Annotated in this window: 13 protein-coding genes; 5 read left to right on the top strand and 8 right to left on the bottom strand. The window is 62.9% G+C overall.

The features are described from left to right. Positions 1–441: 441 nt before the first annotated feature. Positions 442–1,446: a hypothetical protein gene (locus ACG2LG_RS18485; protein WP_396261507.1), complete on the bottom strand. Its 1,005-nt coding sequence runs from the start codon at positions 1,444–1,446 to the stop codon at positions 442–444. Between the two features lie 80 nt (positions 1,447–1,526). On the opposite strand from ACG2LG_RS18485, the gene ACG2LG_RS18480 reads away from it, so the two are divergent. From ACG2LG_RS18480 to ACG2LG_RS18460, 5 genes are all read left to right on the top strand, one after another. Next, positions 1,527–2,669: a substrate-binding domain-containing protein gene (locus ACG2LG_RS18480; RefSeq protein WP_396261505.1), complete on the top strand. Its 1,143-nt coding sequence runs from the start codon at positions 1,527–1,529 to the stop codon at positions 2,667–2,669. Positions 2,670–3,347: 678 nt separating this feature from the next. Further along, positions 3,348–4,442, top strand: coding sequence for a hypothetical protein (locus ACG2LG_RS18475; RefSeq protein WP_396261503.1), 1,095 nt, complete (start codon positions 3,348–3,350; stop codon positions 4,440–4,442). Between the two features lie 340 nt (positions 4,443–4,782). Next, positions 4,783–8,394, top strand: coding sequence for a hypothetical protein (locus ACG2LG_RS18470; RefSeq protein WP_396261502.1), 3,612 nt, complete (start codon positions 4,783–4,785; stop codon positions 8,392–8,394). A gap of 20 nt (positions 8,395–8,414) precedes the next feature. Next, a complete protein-coding gene (locus tag ACG2LG_RS18465) occupies positions 8,415–9,110 on the top strand; it encodes a hypothetical protein (RefSeq protein WP_396261501.1) in 696 nt (231 codons plus the stop codon). Positions 9,111–9,287: 177 nt separating this feature from the next. Then, complete coding sequence (locus ACG2LG_RS18460; protein ID WP_396261499.1) at positions 9,288–10,349, top strand: substrate-binding domain-containing protein; 1,062 nt, start codon at positions 9,288–9,290, stop codon at positions 10,347–10,349. A gap of 26 nt (positions 10,350–10,375) precedes the next feature. Here ACG2LG_RS18460 and ACG2LG_RS18455 read toward each other — a convergent pair whose 3' ends face one another. The 7 genes from ACG2LG_RS18455 to ACG2LG_RS18425 form a co-directional block, all read right to left on the bottom strand. Further along, positions 10,376–10,606: a DUF4926 domain-containing protein gene (locus ACG2LG_RS18455; protein WP_396261497.1), complete on the bottom strand. Its 231-nt coding sequence runs from the start codon at positions 10,604–10,606 to the stop codon at positions 10,376–10,378. Between the two features lie 9 nt (positions 10,607–10,615). Then, a complete protein-coding gene (locus tag ACG2LG_RS18450) occupies positions 10,616–10,945 on the bottom strand; it encodes a DUF6883 domain-containing protein (RefSeq protein ID WP_396261537.1) in 330 nt (109 codons plus the stop codon). Positions 10,946–11,138: 193 nt separating this feature from the next. After that, on the bottom strand, positions 11,139–12,437 hold the full coding sequence (gene eno / locus ACG2LG_RS18445) for a phosphopyruvate hydratase (protein ID WP_396261495.1): 1,299 nt from the start codon (positions 12,435–12,437) through the stop codon (positions 11,139–11,141). 8 nt (positions 12,438–12,445) lie between these two features. After that, a complete protein-coding gene (locus ACG2LG_RS18440) occupies positions 12,446–14,281 on the bottom strand; it encodes a GreA/GreB family elongation factor (protein ID WP_396261494.1) in 1,836 nt (611 codons plus the stop codon). A gap of 62 nt (positions 14,282–14,343) precedes the next feature. Continuing rightward, positions 14,344–15,138: a PDZ domain-containing protein gene (locus tag ACG2LG_RS18435; protein ID WP_396261492.1), complete on the bottom strand. Its 795-nt coding sequence runs from the start codon at positions 15,136–15,138 to the stop codon at positions 14,344–14,346. A 3-nt stretch (positions 15,139–15,141) separates the two neighbouring features. Further along, positions 15,142–15,594: a hypothetical protein gene (locus ACG2LG_RS18430; RefSeq protein WP_396261490.1), complete on the bottom strand. Its 453-nt coding sequence runs from the start codon at positions 15,592–15,594 to the stop codon at positions 15,142–15,144. After that, positions 15,581–16,111, bottom strand: coding sequence for an RNA polymerase sigma factor (locus tag ACG2LG_RS18425; protein WP_396261488.1), 531 nt, complete (start codon positions 16,109–16,111; stop codon positions 15,581–15,583). Before ACG2LG_RS18425 ends, ACG2LG_RS18430 begins: the two co-directional genes overlap by 14 nt. Positions 16,112–16,270: the final 159 nt, after the last annotated feature.

The following is a 16,270-nucleotide window of genomic DNA, read 5'->3' as shown; positions in this document are numbered from 1 at the left end:
GCGAAGACTGGAGGGCGGGAGAAAGGGGATTTTCTGGATTCAATGCGGATGGGCTCTGTTGGTTTTGATCGGAACGATGCCGGCGCAGCCGCCAAACGAAGGGCGGGGTGGCCACACCCACGAACAAAAGGCAGCCACACCAACCGGCGCAAACCCATTCCTCCTGGCACGCGGTCACCTCGGGTGACAGGTTTTTCGCATGATCGAGCGGAAGTTCCACTCCTTTGCGGAGCAGGTCGCGGATCCGACAGGACCTGAAGTCGGATGAAGTCTTTGGAGGAGCCGTCGGGAGTTGGGATCTGAAAATTGTGCGCTTCGCGAAGGGCGCCGGGGGCGGCCCTGACGGGCGGAACTCCGTGGAATCGCTGGCGGCATTGCTTGTCAGTCGTGGTTGTCCTCGTGGATGTGGTGGTCTTGGAGTTTCAAAACTCGCGGCAGCTGTCAGGGAGTTTCCGCCCGGATGAAGGTCGCGCTGTTCGCCGTGCCGAGATTGAACTGAACGGTGGCATTGCCGCTGCCGTCGGTGGTGATCGTGTTTTCGTTCACGGTGCCGATGCTGGCCCCGAGCAGCGTGACCGGGTCTTGGTCGGGTGTCGCGAAATCGAGGTCGCTGGCCTCCACCAGCTTGTAGTCGGTGTTTGCGGCAGCCTTGAGACTGACCTCGCTGTTGCCCGTCACCGGGTCATAAGTGAACCCGCTCAGTTGCGGCGCGGCGGGCGTGGAGGCGGTAAAGTCGCCGGTGATGGTCATGCCGTTCATGACGGCACCGCCGCCACCTGCGGTATTCTCCGCAAAACCAAGCGAGATTTTTCCCGTGGCATCGGACGTTGCACTGAAACTGAGCACGTCGCCGTTCAAGACCAATACAAGACCGGATCCAATGTCGGTGCTGGTGCCGGTGGTGATGGTGACCTTGCCGTCCCGGCCTGAAGCTGGCCGACGGCTGATCATGGTGAAGTCGTATTCGGTGTTGGCCAGGAGCCCACTGAACGTGATGGGAATCGCCCCCGTGTCGCCGTTGAAAAGAGCATCATCACGGACACTGAATTCATCGTAAGGATCCGGAGCGGCAGCACCGTTGAAGTCACCCCAACCGCTGACCGAGCCGCTGCCGGTCGAGACCGTCACGGTCACTGGCGTCGAACCATTGGTCGAATCGATGAGCGCGGCGTTGGTCGGATTGGCGGTGTTGTTACCTAGGCTGTTCCAATATTTGCCATCACCAGCGGGGAAGGAGGGTGCGGACACCCCTCCTGTGCCGCTGCCGTCGCCCCAGTCAATCAGGATCGTTTCCGCATCGGCCAACACGGCGGCGGTGATCAGAAGAAAGGTGATGGCCAAGGGGCGGTGAATGATGACGTTTGCGGCTTTCATGGCTGATGTGGTGGTCTTGATCGGGAAAATGTCAGCGCGGCCACCGAACAAACGGCGGGTGCGGCCACGCACTTGAACAAGAGACAGCCACACGGAACGGCGCAAACGGATTCCCCTTGGCACACGGTCACCTCGGGTGACAGGTTTTCCGCATGATCGAGCGGAAGTTTCACTCCCTTGCGGAGCAGGTCGCGGAGGTGCTGAAGGAGGGCATGCTCAGTGGGCGCTGGCGGGAGACCTTGCCCGGGCGCAACCGCTTGGCCGCAGAACTCGGGGTGAGCCACAAGACGGTGGAAGCCGCGATGCGGCGGCTGGCGGCGCAGGGCATGTTGGTTTCCCAGGGCGGCGGGCAGCGGCGGCGGATCGTCCTGCCCGAGGGGAAAGTGATCCGGCGCAAGCTACGGGTGAGGATTCTGACCTATGACCGGGATTCGCGCGTGTTCCCCTGCAACCTGGAGTTGCTCGATCAACTCCGCATGGCGGGCTTTGTGGCGGATTTCGCGCTGAAGACGATGGCCGATCTGGGAACGGACGCGGGCCGCTTGGCGCGGTTTGTGAAGAAAACCCCGGCCGACGCCTGGATCGTAGCTGGTGGATCACGCGAGGTTTTGGAATGGTTTTCCCAGCAGGATATTGCGGCGATCGCGCTATTCGGGCGCTTCACCGGGCTGCCGATCGCGGCGTCCTGCCCGAGGATCGCATCCGCCATGGTGGTGGCGGTGCGGCGGCTGGTGGCACTGGGCCACCACCGGATCGTGATGATTGCCCAGGCGGAGCGGCGGAAGCCGTATCCGGCGCTGGTTGAGCAGGTTTTCCTCGATGAGTTGGAGGCGCAGGGGATCAAGACCGGCTCCTACAATCTGCCGGATTGGGAGGGCACTCCAGCGGGATTGAGGGGCTGTCTCAACACACTGTTTCAGCATACTCCGCCCACCGCCGTGATTTTCGGCGAACCGCGCCTATTCGCGGCGGCACAGCAGCACCTCGCCCGCAGCGGCATCCACGCACCGCGAGACGTTTCACTGATCAGCAGTGAGATGGATCCTTGTCTCGCGTGGTGCGATCCTGCCGTTTCCTGTTTCCGTTGGGACTCCGCGCCCGTGATCAAACGGGTCATGCGGTGGGTCAAGGGCGTCGCCGCCCAGAAGAGGGAAGACAAACGACAGGTGCTCTTCGACGGGGAGTTTGTGGAGGGCGGGACCATCGGTCCGGCGCCTGGAAGCGGGACGAAAATCCTGCCAGAGGGCAAAGTCAGCGGCCTTTCCCGCAAGAGCGGTGAAACCTCCCTTGAGTGACGCCAAACCTGTCACCTGAGGTATCCGCCAGCCAAGAGGAATCCGTTTGTGTCGGTCCGTGTGACTGACGCTTCATCGGCGTGCGCACAACCCGCCCTTCAGTCTTCGCCAACCGCCGCCGCTCGAAGAGCTTTGGCGGTCAGGAGGCTGCGACAGGCAGGCCGGTCCGACTCAACGCTGTTTCGGGGGGGGCTGAATGCGAAAGCGACCTCCCTACGGCACTAAATGAAACGACCCCCATTGATGAAATTGATCAACTTCGACCATCCCATTTCCACTCTTGTTGCGTGTGTCGGCCTTGCGCTCAGTGCTGACGCGGAGTTGATCCCCTCTTCCGGAACGCGCGTGGCCAGTTTCCACATGTCCCAACAGGGCACTGACAGCGTGACCGGGGAGTCCGCACCCGACGGGAAACTACACAACGAGGAAGGTCTCGATATTGCAGGGCCCGGGGCTGATGTACCATGGACGCACTTCCAAGTTCTCAGTGACGCTCAAGCATCCGGCACGGAGGGTGGGGTCACGCTCACCATCAACTCGAATACCACGGGGATTGGAGGAGAGTCCCCCGGCAATTTTGATCCTGGCGACCTTCGCGACCGGACCCTGCGTCTGCTGGGGCCGGGCTTCACCGATGCGAATGGGGGCATCTGGGTAGAGGGCGTCCATGATGGGTTCGTGAATTGGGAACTGAGCGGCCTGAAGGCGAATTTCACCTACGATCTGATCTTCTACGGCGGGGGCCCTCCCCGTCCGTGCTTGATCACGATCAGTGGCGCCAACAGCTCCACCGACAGCGAGGGTGACGTCAACTTCACCAGCGTCACCTCCGACGGGGACGGCAAAATTTCGGGAACGTGGAACCAGCCATCAGGCACCTCGATCACCAACTGGGGAGGACTGGAAGTTGCCGAGGTGCCCCTTCCTTCACCCCTGCAACTGGTGATCCGCCCCAGTGAGACGATTCCCGGGAGCTACAACCTTGAGTGGTTCCCCACCCGCGATGACAAGGTCTACGACCTGCTCAGTTCCACCGACCTTTCAACGGCCCCGTCCTCTTGGCTGCCTTGGGAAGGCCACATCAACATCCCGGGGACCGCGACGACCAACAGCCTGCCCGGAGTGCCCGGTGGCGACGATGACCGCCGCTTCTTCGCCGTGCTCGAAAAAGACCCGCCACTCCCGGCGCTGGTCAATGCGGGCTTCGAAGACCCGGTGCTGAACGATGGCGACTTCGGTGGTCTCGATGCCCCGTGGGTTGAGGTGAATGTGCCGTTTGATGGCACGATCGAGGCCTGGAATCCGACGATCTCCGAATATCCGGCCACCGTGGACTATCCCAACGGGGTCCCGGACCCCGAAAACGTCTGTAGCATCTATCATTTTCCTCCCACCCCACCCGGCGCCCCTTTCGGCATCCGGCAGACGCTTGACCGCACCTACGCCCTGGGCACCGACTACACGCTGACCGTGCAGGTGGGCCGTGTCGCCTCGACCTCCGCCGACCCCTTCGACTGGCCCGGATTTCGCGTCGAGCTGTGGGCCGGTGCCACGCTTCTCGCTTCGGACGAAGACCCGACGACCACGGCCCCCACTCCCGGCACCTTCATCACCTCGACCGTCAGCTACGACCACAACACGGGACCCGTGGCGACCGTCGGTGATGCGCTTGAAGTGCGCCTGCTGAGCCGCGGACAGGATGTCGCCGGAGATTCAGGTAACGGCTGGTCGGTCGAGTTCGACCAGGTCGAGTTCACAGAGAATGCGCCGTGATGCCACCCGCTTGAGCACGGTGCTTCCGGATGGTATTGCATGCACCCTTCGCAAGATCCGACCTTCTTTGATTGGGTATCACTGCAGGCTGATTCGGGCGGACTCAAGTCCGCGCTCCGTTCCTTGCTTGCATCGTGTGAAGGTGGAAATCAGCAAGACTTCAACTTTCTGAAAAACGGGATGGTTGTTGAGCAAAATCAGTGAAATTCGCCTTTGGAACTCATTACTTGGGCACTACTTTTTGACAGCCCATTGTATGTATCTTGTGACCTCCGAGCAAAAGTCCGAAAAGCAGCGGCGCCATGAGGTTCTGCGCTCTGGCAAGGGCGGATTCGCATTGGTGGTGACGCTTGCCCTGATGGTTCTGCTGGCATTGCTGGCGGTCGGCCTGTTGTCGCTCGCCTCCGTAAGTCTCCGCAGCTCCACCACTGCGGTCGCAGCTTCCGAAGCCCGCGCCAACGCCCGCTTGGCCCTTTCGATGGCGCTGGGTGAATTGCAGAAGACCATGGGACCGGACCAACGAGTCTCGGCCAATGGAGCCATTCTCGGGAGCGGCAGTGGTGACACGGATCCCGCCCACCCCCGCTGGATGGGAGTCTGGGATTCGTGGAAGGCCGGGGAGGGCGAGGCCAGCCAGCACCGCACCGTCAGCGGCGTGACCGACGAGATGCACCCCTCCTACTCCCCCAACCGGATCGACCACTTTCGTTCCTGGCTCGTATCCCTGCCGCCGGAGTCCGCGAAGTCGATCGCCACCGCGCTGGAGACCTCGTTCTCGGGTGACGATCTTCCCGGCGCGGCCTCCACGGCCGTTCGCTTGGTCGGAGAAGGGAGCACCTCGACGCTGGGTGGCGATGCGGAAGCGGAAGACTTTGTCGATGCGGCCCTCATCAACACCGGGAGCGGTCGCTTCGGCTGGTGGGTCGGCGACGAAAGCCAGAAGGCACGGCTGGCCGATGACTCGTATGGCACGGAAACTCCCGCCACGGATGCAGAGAAACTGTTCCGCCATCAGGCACCCGGATCGATGGGAACGGCAACGGTGGCGGGCTTGGAAAATCTCACCGACGACAAGGCGCTGGCCGCTTTGCCATCCATCCTCTCGCTCGACTTGATCGACGGGGCCGTCGGACAGCCATCGCGCGGCTTCCACGACCTGACGCCCTTTTCGTACTCCGTGCTCGCCGACGTCCGGGAAGGCGGCTTGAAGCGTGACCTCAGCACCCTGCTCGCGAGACCGATCGATCCGGCCGAAAGCGGCGAAGACTTCATGCTCTACCAATTCAACGACAAGGAGCGGGTGCCGATCCAGGACCTAGCTGCCTACTACCAACTCTATCAGGATGAACCGACGAGGGGCGGTGACCTGGGAAACAACGGGGTTCAATACAGCTCCAACACCCTTCGGCGCGGAATCCAGATTTCCAGTCCCGACTACGGGGGCAAGCCGGACAGGGAAAAGTTTCTGCGCCAGTACACCAGCCTCTACCGGTCCCCGGTCCCGATCAAATTCCAGTTTCTCCTCGGTTTGCTGGCGAAGCCCCGCGACCCCGGCGAGATTGACGCAACGTATCCCGAAACCCATGAGCTGTCTCTCACCATCACCCTGGCGATCACCTTGTGGAATCCGACCAACCTGCCGATGGTTCTGGATAACGACGAGGGGGAAAGGCTCTTTCAGCGCATGAGATGGTGGTATCTGCCTCTGGCCATCGAGTGGGAAAAGAACGGATGGACGCATGAAGCAAGCCTCCAGAAGATCATGGGGGGAAACGGCAACTTTGCCTACGAGCTCGACGTCTCCCGCGGCAACTCCCTGGTGCTGGCTCCTGGCCAGGTCAAGGTGCTCTCGCTTCCCTACGATCTGGACAACAGCCTGTTCTTCGCGAGGTGGGACTATGACAACGGTGAAACCAAACGGCTCATCGAGGGCTGGGATCCATACGGACTCATGCGCCTCAGCAGGGCTGCAACGACCAAGAATGAACCGCCTCACATCAAGGACTTCCTCCTGCTTTTCAGCGAGGACGATCAAATCCAGCTGAGGGTCAAACCGGATGGCTCGCCCCGGCAGGCGATGCTGATCCAGTTCGGTCAGGACAGCTACCATGACGTGCGGGAAATCCAGCTGGAAAGAAGCTACTACCATTACACCTTGGCGAGCCGGGGCGGTTTCGACAGCGACTTCAATGAGGGTCTCATGCTGCGTGGTTTTCGGGGGGAAGAGCCATTCACCGCGGACGTGCCGGTTTCCACCGTCATCAACGGCTCCGCCAACGGGGAGTCCTGGCCTTTCCTGAACTTCTCCCTGATGGCTGCCACGGAAACCCGAGAGGGCGTCAACCCCAACGGCGTCGGCGGTGCCAGCGGCCGCAAGTTTGCCAGCCGGCCCTTCCTGCACTCCAGCCCCATCCGCCCGAGCACGATCGACACCGACAGCCCTGAAGCGTTCTACAACTATGGCTGGAACTGGTGGATCGAATCCATCAACTCCGTCTTCGAGGCACCCGTCCAGGTGACGGAAGACAACAAGGGCGGCTATTATGGCGGCGGATACGGAGTGGGATTCGGGACCACCCACGTCGTGCAACAGGAAGTCCCCGTGGTCCCCCCGATGTCCATCGGCGCGCTCAGCCATGCGCATCTCGGTGGATACAGCCTTGCCGACAGCATCCCGCCCCAGCCCTGGAGTGCGACGCTCGAGCCGACGCCGCTGGCCACCGGAAGGGGGGGACTCTTTCCGCACACCCTTCAGGCGATCGGCAATTCCTATGCCCACCCCCGGCTGGAGCCCGATGCGGCCTACACCAAGAACCACCCGAGGGTCTTCAATGCCGCGGATGGCGCCACTTCGGTCGTCTTCGCCGATCACTCCTACCTCGCCAACAAGGCGCTGTGGGACGAGTTCTTCTTTTCCTCGCTTTCGGCGCGGCCCGAGGGCGCCGAGATTTTCGGTGGCGATGCGGGACGCAGCCTTGAGGAAATCGCCCGCGAAGTGTTCATCGACGGGGAACCGCTTCCCAACCGGCGCCTGATCCCCTACCCCGCAATCCTGCCCGAGGAGGATCTCACCGACCTTCTCGCAGGAGCTTCGGATTTCCGCGACGGCCTGGCCGACCGCATCGCCTCGCAGTTGATGGTCGAGGGAGGATTCAATGTGAACAGCACCTCGGTCGAAGCGTGGAAGGTTTTCCTCTCCAGCCTGAAGGGGAAACCCGTGACTTTCTTGGACAAGGACAGCGTCGGTGCCAGGAGCGGGCCGCGCCTCGACCAGACCACACCCGAAGGGGTGCCGGTCTCGGGTTTCAACCTCCCTGCGGCAGGACTTGTGGACCAAGGCGCGACGCAGGAGCCCAATGATCCCGCGCAATGGCTCGGATGGAGAGAGTTGTCCGACACCGAAATCGAGGAACTCGCCGAGGCGATCGTCAAGCAAGTGAAGTTCCGGGGCCCGTTCCTTTCCTTGTCGGAATTCGTCAACCGTCGGCTTGATCGTTCCGAGTCGGACCTCTCGGCCAAGGGCGCGCTGCAGGCCGCGCTCGACGATCCGGAGGTTTCGATCAACGAAGCCTTCCGGTCGGGCGTGCGGAGTTTCTCGGCGGCCGAAGTCAGCTCGGTGAATCCCGTCTTCCGCGAAGCGATGGAAGGTCCGGTCGCCTACGGCAGCGCGGCCTATGTCGATCAGGCCGACATCCTGCGCAACTTCGCGGCGCAGCTCACGCCGCGCGGCGACACCTTCGTCATCCGCGCCTACGGCGACTCGGTCGATGCATCCGGCGAGGTCCGGGCCCGCGCGTGGTGCGAGGCCGTCGTTCAGCGGCTGCCGGAATACGTCGATTCCCGCGACGCCGCGCACCTGCCCGCCGCGCAACTCAATTCGGAAAGCAACCGGATCTTCGGGCGGAAGATGACCATCGTGAGCTTCCGCTGGCTCAGCCCTTCCGAAGTGTGACCGACCCGCGAGCCAACATCATGAAACTCCCCGCTCTTCCCCTTCAGATCCTTCTGTTGGCCATGCTTCTCGGCAGCCCGCCTTCCCTTTATTCTCAGGGAGAAGACAAGGTGGCGCTGCGATTTCTCACCTTCCCGAAACAGCTCGAGCGCCAGTCTGTGGAACTGCTGACCGGAGAAGGCAGGACCATCGAGGTCGAGCCGCCATCCAACGAGCTGTCGAAGACCATCCGGGTCCCCCGCATGTCCAGCTGGGTCTTCGGCGAAACCACCGTCAATGAAGATGGCGAGACGACCTTCAACACCTTCGGCAAGGCCCCCAGCCTTTCCGCTTCCAATCAGCTCCTCATTCTCGTCCGCAAGGGCGACCGCTTCGAGGAGGGGATCGAGATCATCCCGGTCGACGGGCGGATCAGCCGCTTTGGTGGCGGCGAGTTTTTTTTCATGAACGCCACCACCGTTGACATCGGCTGTGAGGCCGCCGGGAAGAAGTTCGCCGTGCGGCCCAAGAGCCACTACATCTTCGACCCGGAGGCAAGCGGACGAACGGCCCACTTCACCTTCTACTTTCGCAAGGCGGATGAAGCCCGCCCCTTCTGGAGCTCCCGCTGGCCGGTGGCCGATTACGCCCGTGCGCTCGTCTTCTTCTACCACGACCCGCAAACCAAACGCCTGCGGATCCACAGCATCCGCGACTTCCTCGACAAGGATTCATGAGAACCCCGCCCGGAACCGCTCCGCGAAAGACACGGGTTGCCATCTCGACAGGCGATGCGGGGACCTTGAAGTGGACGACTGCCGGTTCATGGTGAGAAGACGCTCGAAAATGCGCCATCCAGGTTGGAATTGGAGCTTTCCGGTCGTGGCGAATCTCCGAAGGGTGCTTCCGTGTCCTTGAAACTACTTTCCCACGCCGAGCAGGTGGCGCTGCACCTGCGAGCCGAAATCCTGCAGGGGCGCTGGTTGGAGACGCTTCCCGGGATCCTGACCCTGGCCAGGGAGTTCGGAGTGAACCACAACACCATCGATGCTGCGCTCAAACAGCTCGAGGCTGAGGGCCTTCTGGTGACGCAGGGCCGCGGACGCAAGCGGCGGGTCGTGCTCCCCGCCGGGAGTCCCGACGTGCGGCCACTGCGGGTGCGCGTACTTCCCTACGAGAGGACGCGAGGTGCCCTGCCCCTCGACGTCGAACTGGTGGACCGATTGCAGGAAGCCGGGTTCGCCGCGGGTCTGACCCGCAGGAGCCTTCACGATCTCGACATGGATCCGAAAAGGGTGGCCCGGTTCGTCGCCTCAACCCCGGGTGACGCCTGGATTGTCATGGCCGGCTCCAGGGAGGTCCTTGAATGGTTCTCCGTGCAACCGATTCCGTGCATCGCCATGTTCGGGCGCTTCATCGGCCTGCCGATCGCCGCGACTTCTCCGCGAAAGGTTCCGAGCCTGGTCGTGATCGTGAGACGGCTGGTCGAGCTGGGCCATCGCCGCATCGTCATGCTGGTGCGGGAGGAGCGCCGGATACCGAAACCCGCCCTGGCGGAGCAGGTCTTCCTCGACGAACTCGCGGCCTGCGGCATCCAGCCCAGCGCCTACAACCTGCCGGCCTGGGAGGACACTCCGGACGGACTCCATCGCGGTCTCGACTCGCTGTTCCGCCACACGCCGCCCACAGCGATGATCGTCTGCGAGCCGAAGATTTTTTCAGCCACGCAGCTGCACCTCGCGCGCCGGGGGATCACCGCCCCGGAACACGTTTCCCTGATCTGCGACGACCCCGAGACCACCTTCGACTGGTGCCAGCCGGCCATCTCCCACATCCGCTGGGACCCCGCGCCCGTGATCGCCCGGGTGGTCCGGTGGGCTCGAAACGTGGCCAGAGGCAAGGACGACCGGCGCCAGACCCTGATCAAGTCCGAGTGGGTCGAAGGAGGAACCGTCGGTCCACCGCCGCGGAATTGATTTGGTGGCGGAAATGAACCGGTCGCTCACGCTTGAGCCAGCTGGCGGACATGAGGAATCTCCTGCGAACCCACCGGGCGGACCTGCTCCGCTCCGACCTCGACGACATGGGATGTCGATCCATCAAGGGTCACGAACTCCACTTCGTAGCCGATTCCGCCATTGTGGACAAAGACCACCGTGCCTATGTCTCCGGTTTCCAAGCCGTATTCCTTGATGGGCCCGGTCAGGACCACCCTTTCATGCTCTCGAATCACACGGGGAGCCTAACCCAAGGGATGGGCTGTGACCAGCCTCGGAATCGAAGATCCCTCCGCCACGATCCAAACCGTCCGGATTCGTGCTTCGGTCCCGTCGGGACAAGAAAGTGAAGAATCCATGGATATTTTGGTGCCAAATCGTCCTGCGGTGATCTCGACCTTGCTGCCGCCCCGCGCCTGCTCCCTGAGCGCAGACGCAAAAGTTTCAAGGTCGTCTCGGCGGAAACCCCTCCCCAGAAAGAACCTCGCCTTGGATCCGCCTTCCGGATGATCGAGCTTAAACAGGTAGTCGATCAGTTTTGGCTCGGGGATCTCAGCTTGGGTGAAGTCAGGCAGATTCGCGGGTCAAGGGATTGGTGCTGGATTACCCCGCTCATTTTGAAAACCCAAATGGGATTCAACAGAAGCTCGCAAAGATCGCGAAGGGAGGCGCCTGCCTGACTTTGCTTCCTTTGCGTCCTTCTGTTGAAAATCTCCCCATTCAGGCCAAGGCCTCGGCCTTCGCAAACCAGATGTGAAGCGGTCGTCCCTACTTCCCCGCCTTGAACTTGCAGGTGCCGTAGATGGCGTCGTCGCCCAGTTCCTCCTCGATGCGGAGCAGCTGGTTGTATTTCGCGATCCGGTCGGAGCGGCTCATCGAGCCGGTCTTGATCTGACCGCAGTTGGTGGCGACGGCGAGGTCGGCGATGGTGTTGTCCTCGGTCTCGCCGGAACGGTGGCTCAGCACCGCGGTGTAGCTGTGTTCCTTGGCAAGCTCCACGGCATCGAAGGTTTCGGTGAGGGAGCCGATCTGGTTGACCTTCACCAGGATCGAGTTGGCCACGCCGAGGTCGATCCCCTTCTGCAGGAAATCGACGTTGGTGACGAAGAGATCGTCACCGACGAGCTGGACCTTGTCGCCGATCTTGTCGGTGAGGGCCTTCCATCCGTCCCAGTCGTTCTCGTCGCAGCCATCCTCGATCGAGTCGATCGGATACTTGGCGCAAAGCTCGGCGAGGTAGGCGGCCTGCTCGTCGGAACCGCGCTTGGCCCCGCCGTCGCCCTCGAACTTGGCGTAGTCGTAAACGCCGTCGGCAAAGAACTCGGAGGAGGCGCAGTCGAGCGCGAACTTGATGTCGTCGCCCACCTTGTAGCCGGCCTTCTCCACGGCGAGACTGATGGTGTCGAGCGCGTCCTCGGTGCCGTCGAAGGTCGGGGCGAAGCCGCCCTCGTCACCCACCGCGGTGCTGAGACCGCGATCATGGAGGACCTTCTTGAGCGAATGGAACACCTCGGCTCCCATGCGCAGCCCTTCGCGGAAGGTCGGAGCGCCCACCGGGCGGATCATGAACTCCTGGAAGGCGATCGGGGCGTCGGAGTGCGACCCGCCGTTGATGATGTTCATCATCGGCACCGGCAGCACCTTGGCATTCGGACCACCGAGATACTTGTAGAGTGGCAGGCCACAGGCTTCGGCAGCGGCCTTGGCCACCGCCATCGACACGCCGAGGATGGCATTGGCGCCGATCTCGCCCTTGTTTTTGGTGCCGTCGATCGCGATCATCGCGGCATCGATGGAGGCCTGGTCGGTCGCGGACATGCCGCACAGGGCGGGAGCGAGCTTGCCATTGATATTCTCGACGGCCTTGAGGACGCCCTTGCCGAGGTAGCGATCCTTGTCGCCATCGCGGAGTTCGTGGGCTTCGTGCTCGCCGGTCGAGGCACCGCTCGGAACGGCAGCGCGCCCGAAGGCGCCACACTCGAGGTGAACGTCGACTTCGACGGTGGGATTGCCCCGGGAATCAATGACCTCGCGGCCGCGGACTTCAACAATCGTGGTTAGTTCCATGGTTGGTATCAGGGATTGAATGCAGTGATGGTTTCGATGGTCCAGGTCTCCAGTTCGTCGTTGTCGTGGTTGCGGACCTGGATCTCCTCGCCGGGCTTCGCGCCCAGCATGGCCGCCCCGGTTTCGGACATGTAGGAGACGATGTTCTTCTCCGGATCCGAATCCCATGCGCCAAGCACCGTGTAGGTGACCTCGCGCCCATCGGCCGTCTTGATGGTGACGATGGTGCCGATGTTCACCGTGGAGGTGTCGGCCCCCTTGAGGTCGCTCCCGCGGGCCTGGTCGATCTCCTGCTGGAGTTCGCCCTTCCGGCGCATGAGGACCTTCTGCATGTCCTTGGCGGACTTGTATTCGAAATTCTCCCGGAGGTCGCCGTAGGAACGGGCGATGGCGATGTCCTTGGTGTTCTGGGGGATCCGGTTGCGGACCAGGTCCTCCAGCTCGGCCTTCTTGCGCTCGAGGCTCTCCCAGGAAACCACGAGGGTTTCCGACCGCTTGCTCGATTCGCCGCTGACCAGCTCACCGGTTTCCGGCCGGGCCTTGATGATCCGGGCCATGAGCGACTTCCGGTCGAGATCGCCGAAGACAGGGCATTCGAGAAGGCGGCGGCCGAAGTTGCGCGCCTCGGTCACGCTCATGCCCTCGACGATGTCGGAGAGGAGCGTCTTGTCGTCGCTGAGCAGGCTCTGCAGGCGGGTGGTCGTGCGCGGGCCGTCGGCGAGGTGATCGGTCTCGAGGCGGTTGAGCACCGCCGCCCCGACCTCGGGTCCGAACACGCCCTTGGCGAGGTTCTTGCGTTCGCGGGAGACCCAGATGAGGGCATCGGTGCCGAGGGAGCGCTGGGAAAGCAGGGCCTGAAGGTGCTTCTGAAGCTCGTCGAGCTTGCCGTGCTCGGTGATCAACTTGGCAATCTCGGCGACGCCGCGCGTGCCGACGTGATCGAGCAGGCTCGTGATCACCTCGACCCAGCGGTCGCCGAAGGCTTCCGGAAAGACCGCGAAAAGCGAGCGTTGCCGGGCGGCAGGGAGCTGGCCGACGACTTCGTGGAGCCGGCTTTCCTCGACCAGAAGCAGGTTGGCGAGGCGCGGGGCGTCGTCCGCGAGAACGAGGTTCTTGATCGAGCCCACCAGTTCGTCGCGCAGCACCATGAGGTCGAGGGACTCACCGAGCTGCAGCTTGGTTCCCTTGAGCGCGGCTTCGTGGATCTCGTCCATCAGCGCCGAGAGCGACTCGGGGTCCTTGCGGAAAATGGAGGCATCGGCGGCAATCGCCTCGAGAGCCTTGGCCATGGACTTGAGATCCCGGGCCTCCTGGAAATCCTCGAGCAGCGCCTCGGCTGGAGACAGGTCGCCGGCCCGCAGGGTCAGCGCCTCGGTGCGGCGACTTGGCACCACCACCCGCTTGCTGTCGCGCAGCGCCCGCTTGGTCTTCTCCCACCACTTCTTGAATTTATCCTCGGGAATAATCGCGCCGGAGACCTGCTTTTCCATGCCATCCACGGACATGGTGCCGCCGTGGCTTTCGAGCATGTAGACCACCAGGCCGACCGGATCTTTGGTGGCGAGTTCGCGAAGATTCTCGATCTCCTCGACCTTCTTCGAGCGGAAATCGTCGGGTTCCAGCGGCTTGGTCTTCTGCAGGGCGAACTGCAGGTCCATTTCCTGCCCGTCCCGATTTTCGAAATCGATGGTCAGCTTCTTGGAGGGCAAATCCCAGCCGGTCACCTTGCCGGCACCCCATGAACTGTGGAGTAGAAAGCTTCCGGGGGCGAGCTGATCGAGTCTCTCGGCGACGGCCGCGTTGATCTTGCCGGCTTCGACGAGTTTTTCCAGATCGGGATGCATGCAGGCCGAAGTTGCGAATCCCTTCCGGAAAACGCAAGGCCCATCCCGTGCATTTCGAGGCGTCAATTGCCGGAGTCCGCCGTCGACGGGGGTCTCACCACCCGCGGTCGTGGCCGACGGGGCTGCCAGTCATCCCTCTCGGAACGGTGCATGCTCCTCAGCAAGGCACCCACCGTGCTGCGCCATTCGTCCGGCACGGCAAACTTTCCATCCCGCCTCAGGGCACCGTCGAAAATAACCTCGCCGCTCGGGTCCTCGATCCGCACGACCGGTCCGTCCTCCTCGTAGCGCAGGCGCGCGACACTGCCATCGGGGCGCGTCACCTCGGCCGTGCGATCCTGCGGAAAGACCACCTGGCGGGTGAGGCCGGGCACCCCGTTGGGGAAGATCGGGATCTCGGACGGATTCACTCCGGCGATCTCCTTCTGCTCGGGCATTTTCCCGACGGTGACCTCGATGACCTGTGGCTGGCCCGACCGGACAATGCCGAAATCCACCGGATCGCCCGGAGCCTTGAGACGAAGCAGCGTGCCGAGCTGGGCCTCGTTGACCAGCAACTGGTCCTCGAACTTCCAAAGAATGTCGAAGCGCTGGATCCCCGCCTCGGCAGCGGGTCCCCCGTCTTCCACCTTCGTGACGACGAAGCCGACCCCGTCCGGAACGATCGAGACGTGGGCGCGCATTGCCTCATGCAGTTGGCTGACCTCGAGCCCGATCCACGGCTCGGGCCGGTCCGGATCCACCCTCGGCATCACCACCCCGGGGATCACCGGCGCCGTGACGACGTCGGGCTCGGCGACCGCTCCCGTCAGAGGCAGCGCCCACACCAGGGGGATGATCATCAGGGCTCTCATCATCGATCAGAAAGTGGAAACGGGTAGCAGCACCAGTTCATCACTGGGCTGGACGACCCGCACCTCGTGGCCGGTCTCCGCATCGCGGAAGCGCTCTTCGCTCACCACATGGACGTGCCAGGCACGCAGCAGGTTGCCTTCGTCATCGCTGCGGAGTTCGGCATCGGGCTCGGCGGTGACCACGCCGACGCTTTCCGAGATGAGCTCGAGTTCCTCCCCCGCCGGTTCGAACGCCATCCGGTCCTGCGCGGTTTCCGGGGAAGCCCACCAGGCGATCGAACCCACGAACGCCACGGCGGCCGCCGCACCCCAGATGGGCCAGGCGCTCCGACGCCGCGGATCTTCCTCCGCCGCCAGATCATCGATGAGTGCCTCGAGCTCCCGCCCTCCCCGCTCGCTGAAGCCACGGGGAATCAGCCGCTCGGCCAGAGCCTTTTCAATTTCCTCAGGCGTTTGCATCGCGCATCTCCTTGATTCCGCGCATCGCGTGCGCCAGTTGCTCCAAAGCGTAGCGGTACCTCGACGCGGCCGTGTTCGGGGAAATCCCCAGCGACTCGGAAATCTCGGCGAAGGTCAGCCCGCCCCAGATCTTCATCGTCACCACCTCGCGCAGCTTGTCGCTCAGACCCTCGACCGCCTTCCTCAGGAGCAGTGCCTCCTCGTCCTCCTCGAGCGCGGGATCCAGCCAGACGTCTTCAAAATCGTTGAGGTAGATGATCGATTCCTCCCGACGGCGGCGGCGCTTCTCCGACCGGTGGCGGTTCAAGCCGCAGAAGCGGATGGTGGAGAAGACCAGCGGCAGGTCGGGCGGAACACCGCCGTGGTCCTGCTGAACCTTCCACAGGCGCATGATCGCCTCCTGCACCAGATCCTCCGCATCGGCCTGACCCGGCGCCCAACCACGCGCGAAGGCCAGCAGTCGGTGACCGTGGTCACCGAGCCAACGCTTCCATTCCGCGGATTTCGCCCTGTCCATTCATACCAAGAATGCCGCCTCCCACCCCATTTGTCTGCGAAAATCTTCTCCGCCGGGGGATGCCCGCAGGGCGTTTGTGTCGCAGGAGTTGCGGGGCCTCTGTTGCAAGGGATGTTTCCTTTTTGCTAGACATTGCCCTCAAAACCGGCAGGTTATCCG

Origin of the sequence: Haloferula sp. A504 (genome assembly GCF_044385805.1) — a bacterium.
Taxonomy (GTDB): Bacteria; Verrucomicrobiota; Verrucomicrobiia; order Verrucomicrobiales; family Akkermansiaceae; genus Haloferula.
The sequence above is the reverse complement of the archived record's forward strand: the minus strand, read 5'-3'. Positions and strand labels throughout refer to the sequence as shown.

Bases quoted from the DNA above. Each gene is read 5' to 3' on its own strand.
- ACG2LG_RS18480 (WP_396261505.1), top strand. From the start codon at position 1,527: ATGATCGAGCGGAAGTTTCACTCCCTTGCGGAGCAGGTCGCGGAGGTG.
- ACG2LG_RS18465 (WP_396261501.1), top strand. From the start codon at position 8,415: ATGAAACTCCCCGCTCTTCCCCTTCAGATCCTTCTGTTGGCCATGCTT.
- eno (WP_396261495.1), bottom strand. From the start codon at position 12,437: ATGGAACTAACCACGATTGTTGAAGTCCGCGGCCGCGAGGTCATTGAT.
- ACG2LG_RS18440 (WP_396261494.1), bottom strand. From the start codon at position 14,281: ATGCATCCCGATCTGGAAAAACTCGTCGAAGCCGGCAAGATCAACGCG.
- ACG2LG_RS18435 (WP_396261492.1), bottom strand. From the start codon at position 15,138: ATGATGAGAGCCCTGATGATCATCCCCCTGGTGTGGGCGCTGCCTCTG.
- ACG2LG_RS18430 (WP_396261490.1), bottom strand. From the start codon at position 15,594: ATGCAAACGCCTGAGGAAATTGAAAAGGCTCTGGCCGAGCGGCTGATT.
- ACG2LG_RS18425 (WP_396261488.1), bottom strand. From the start codon at position 16,111: ATGGACAGGGCGAAATCCGCGGAATGGAAGCGTTGGCTCGGTGACCAC.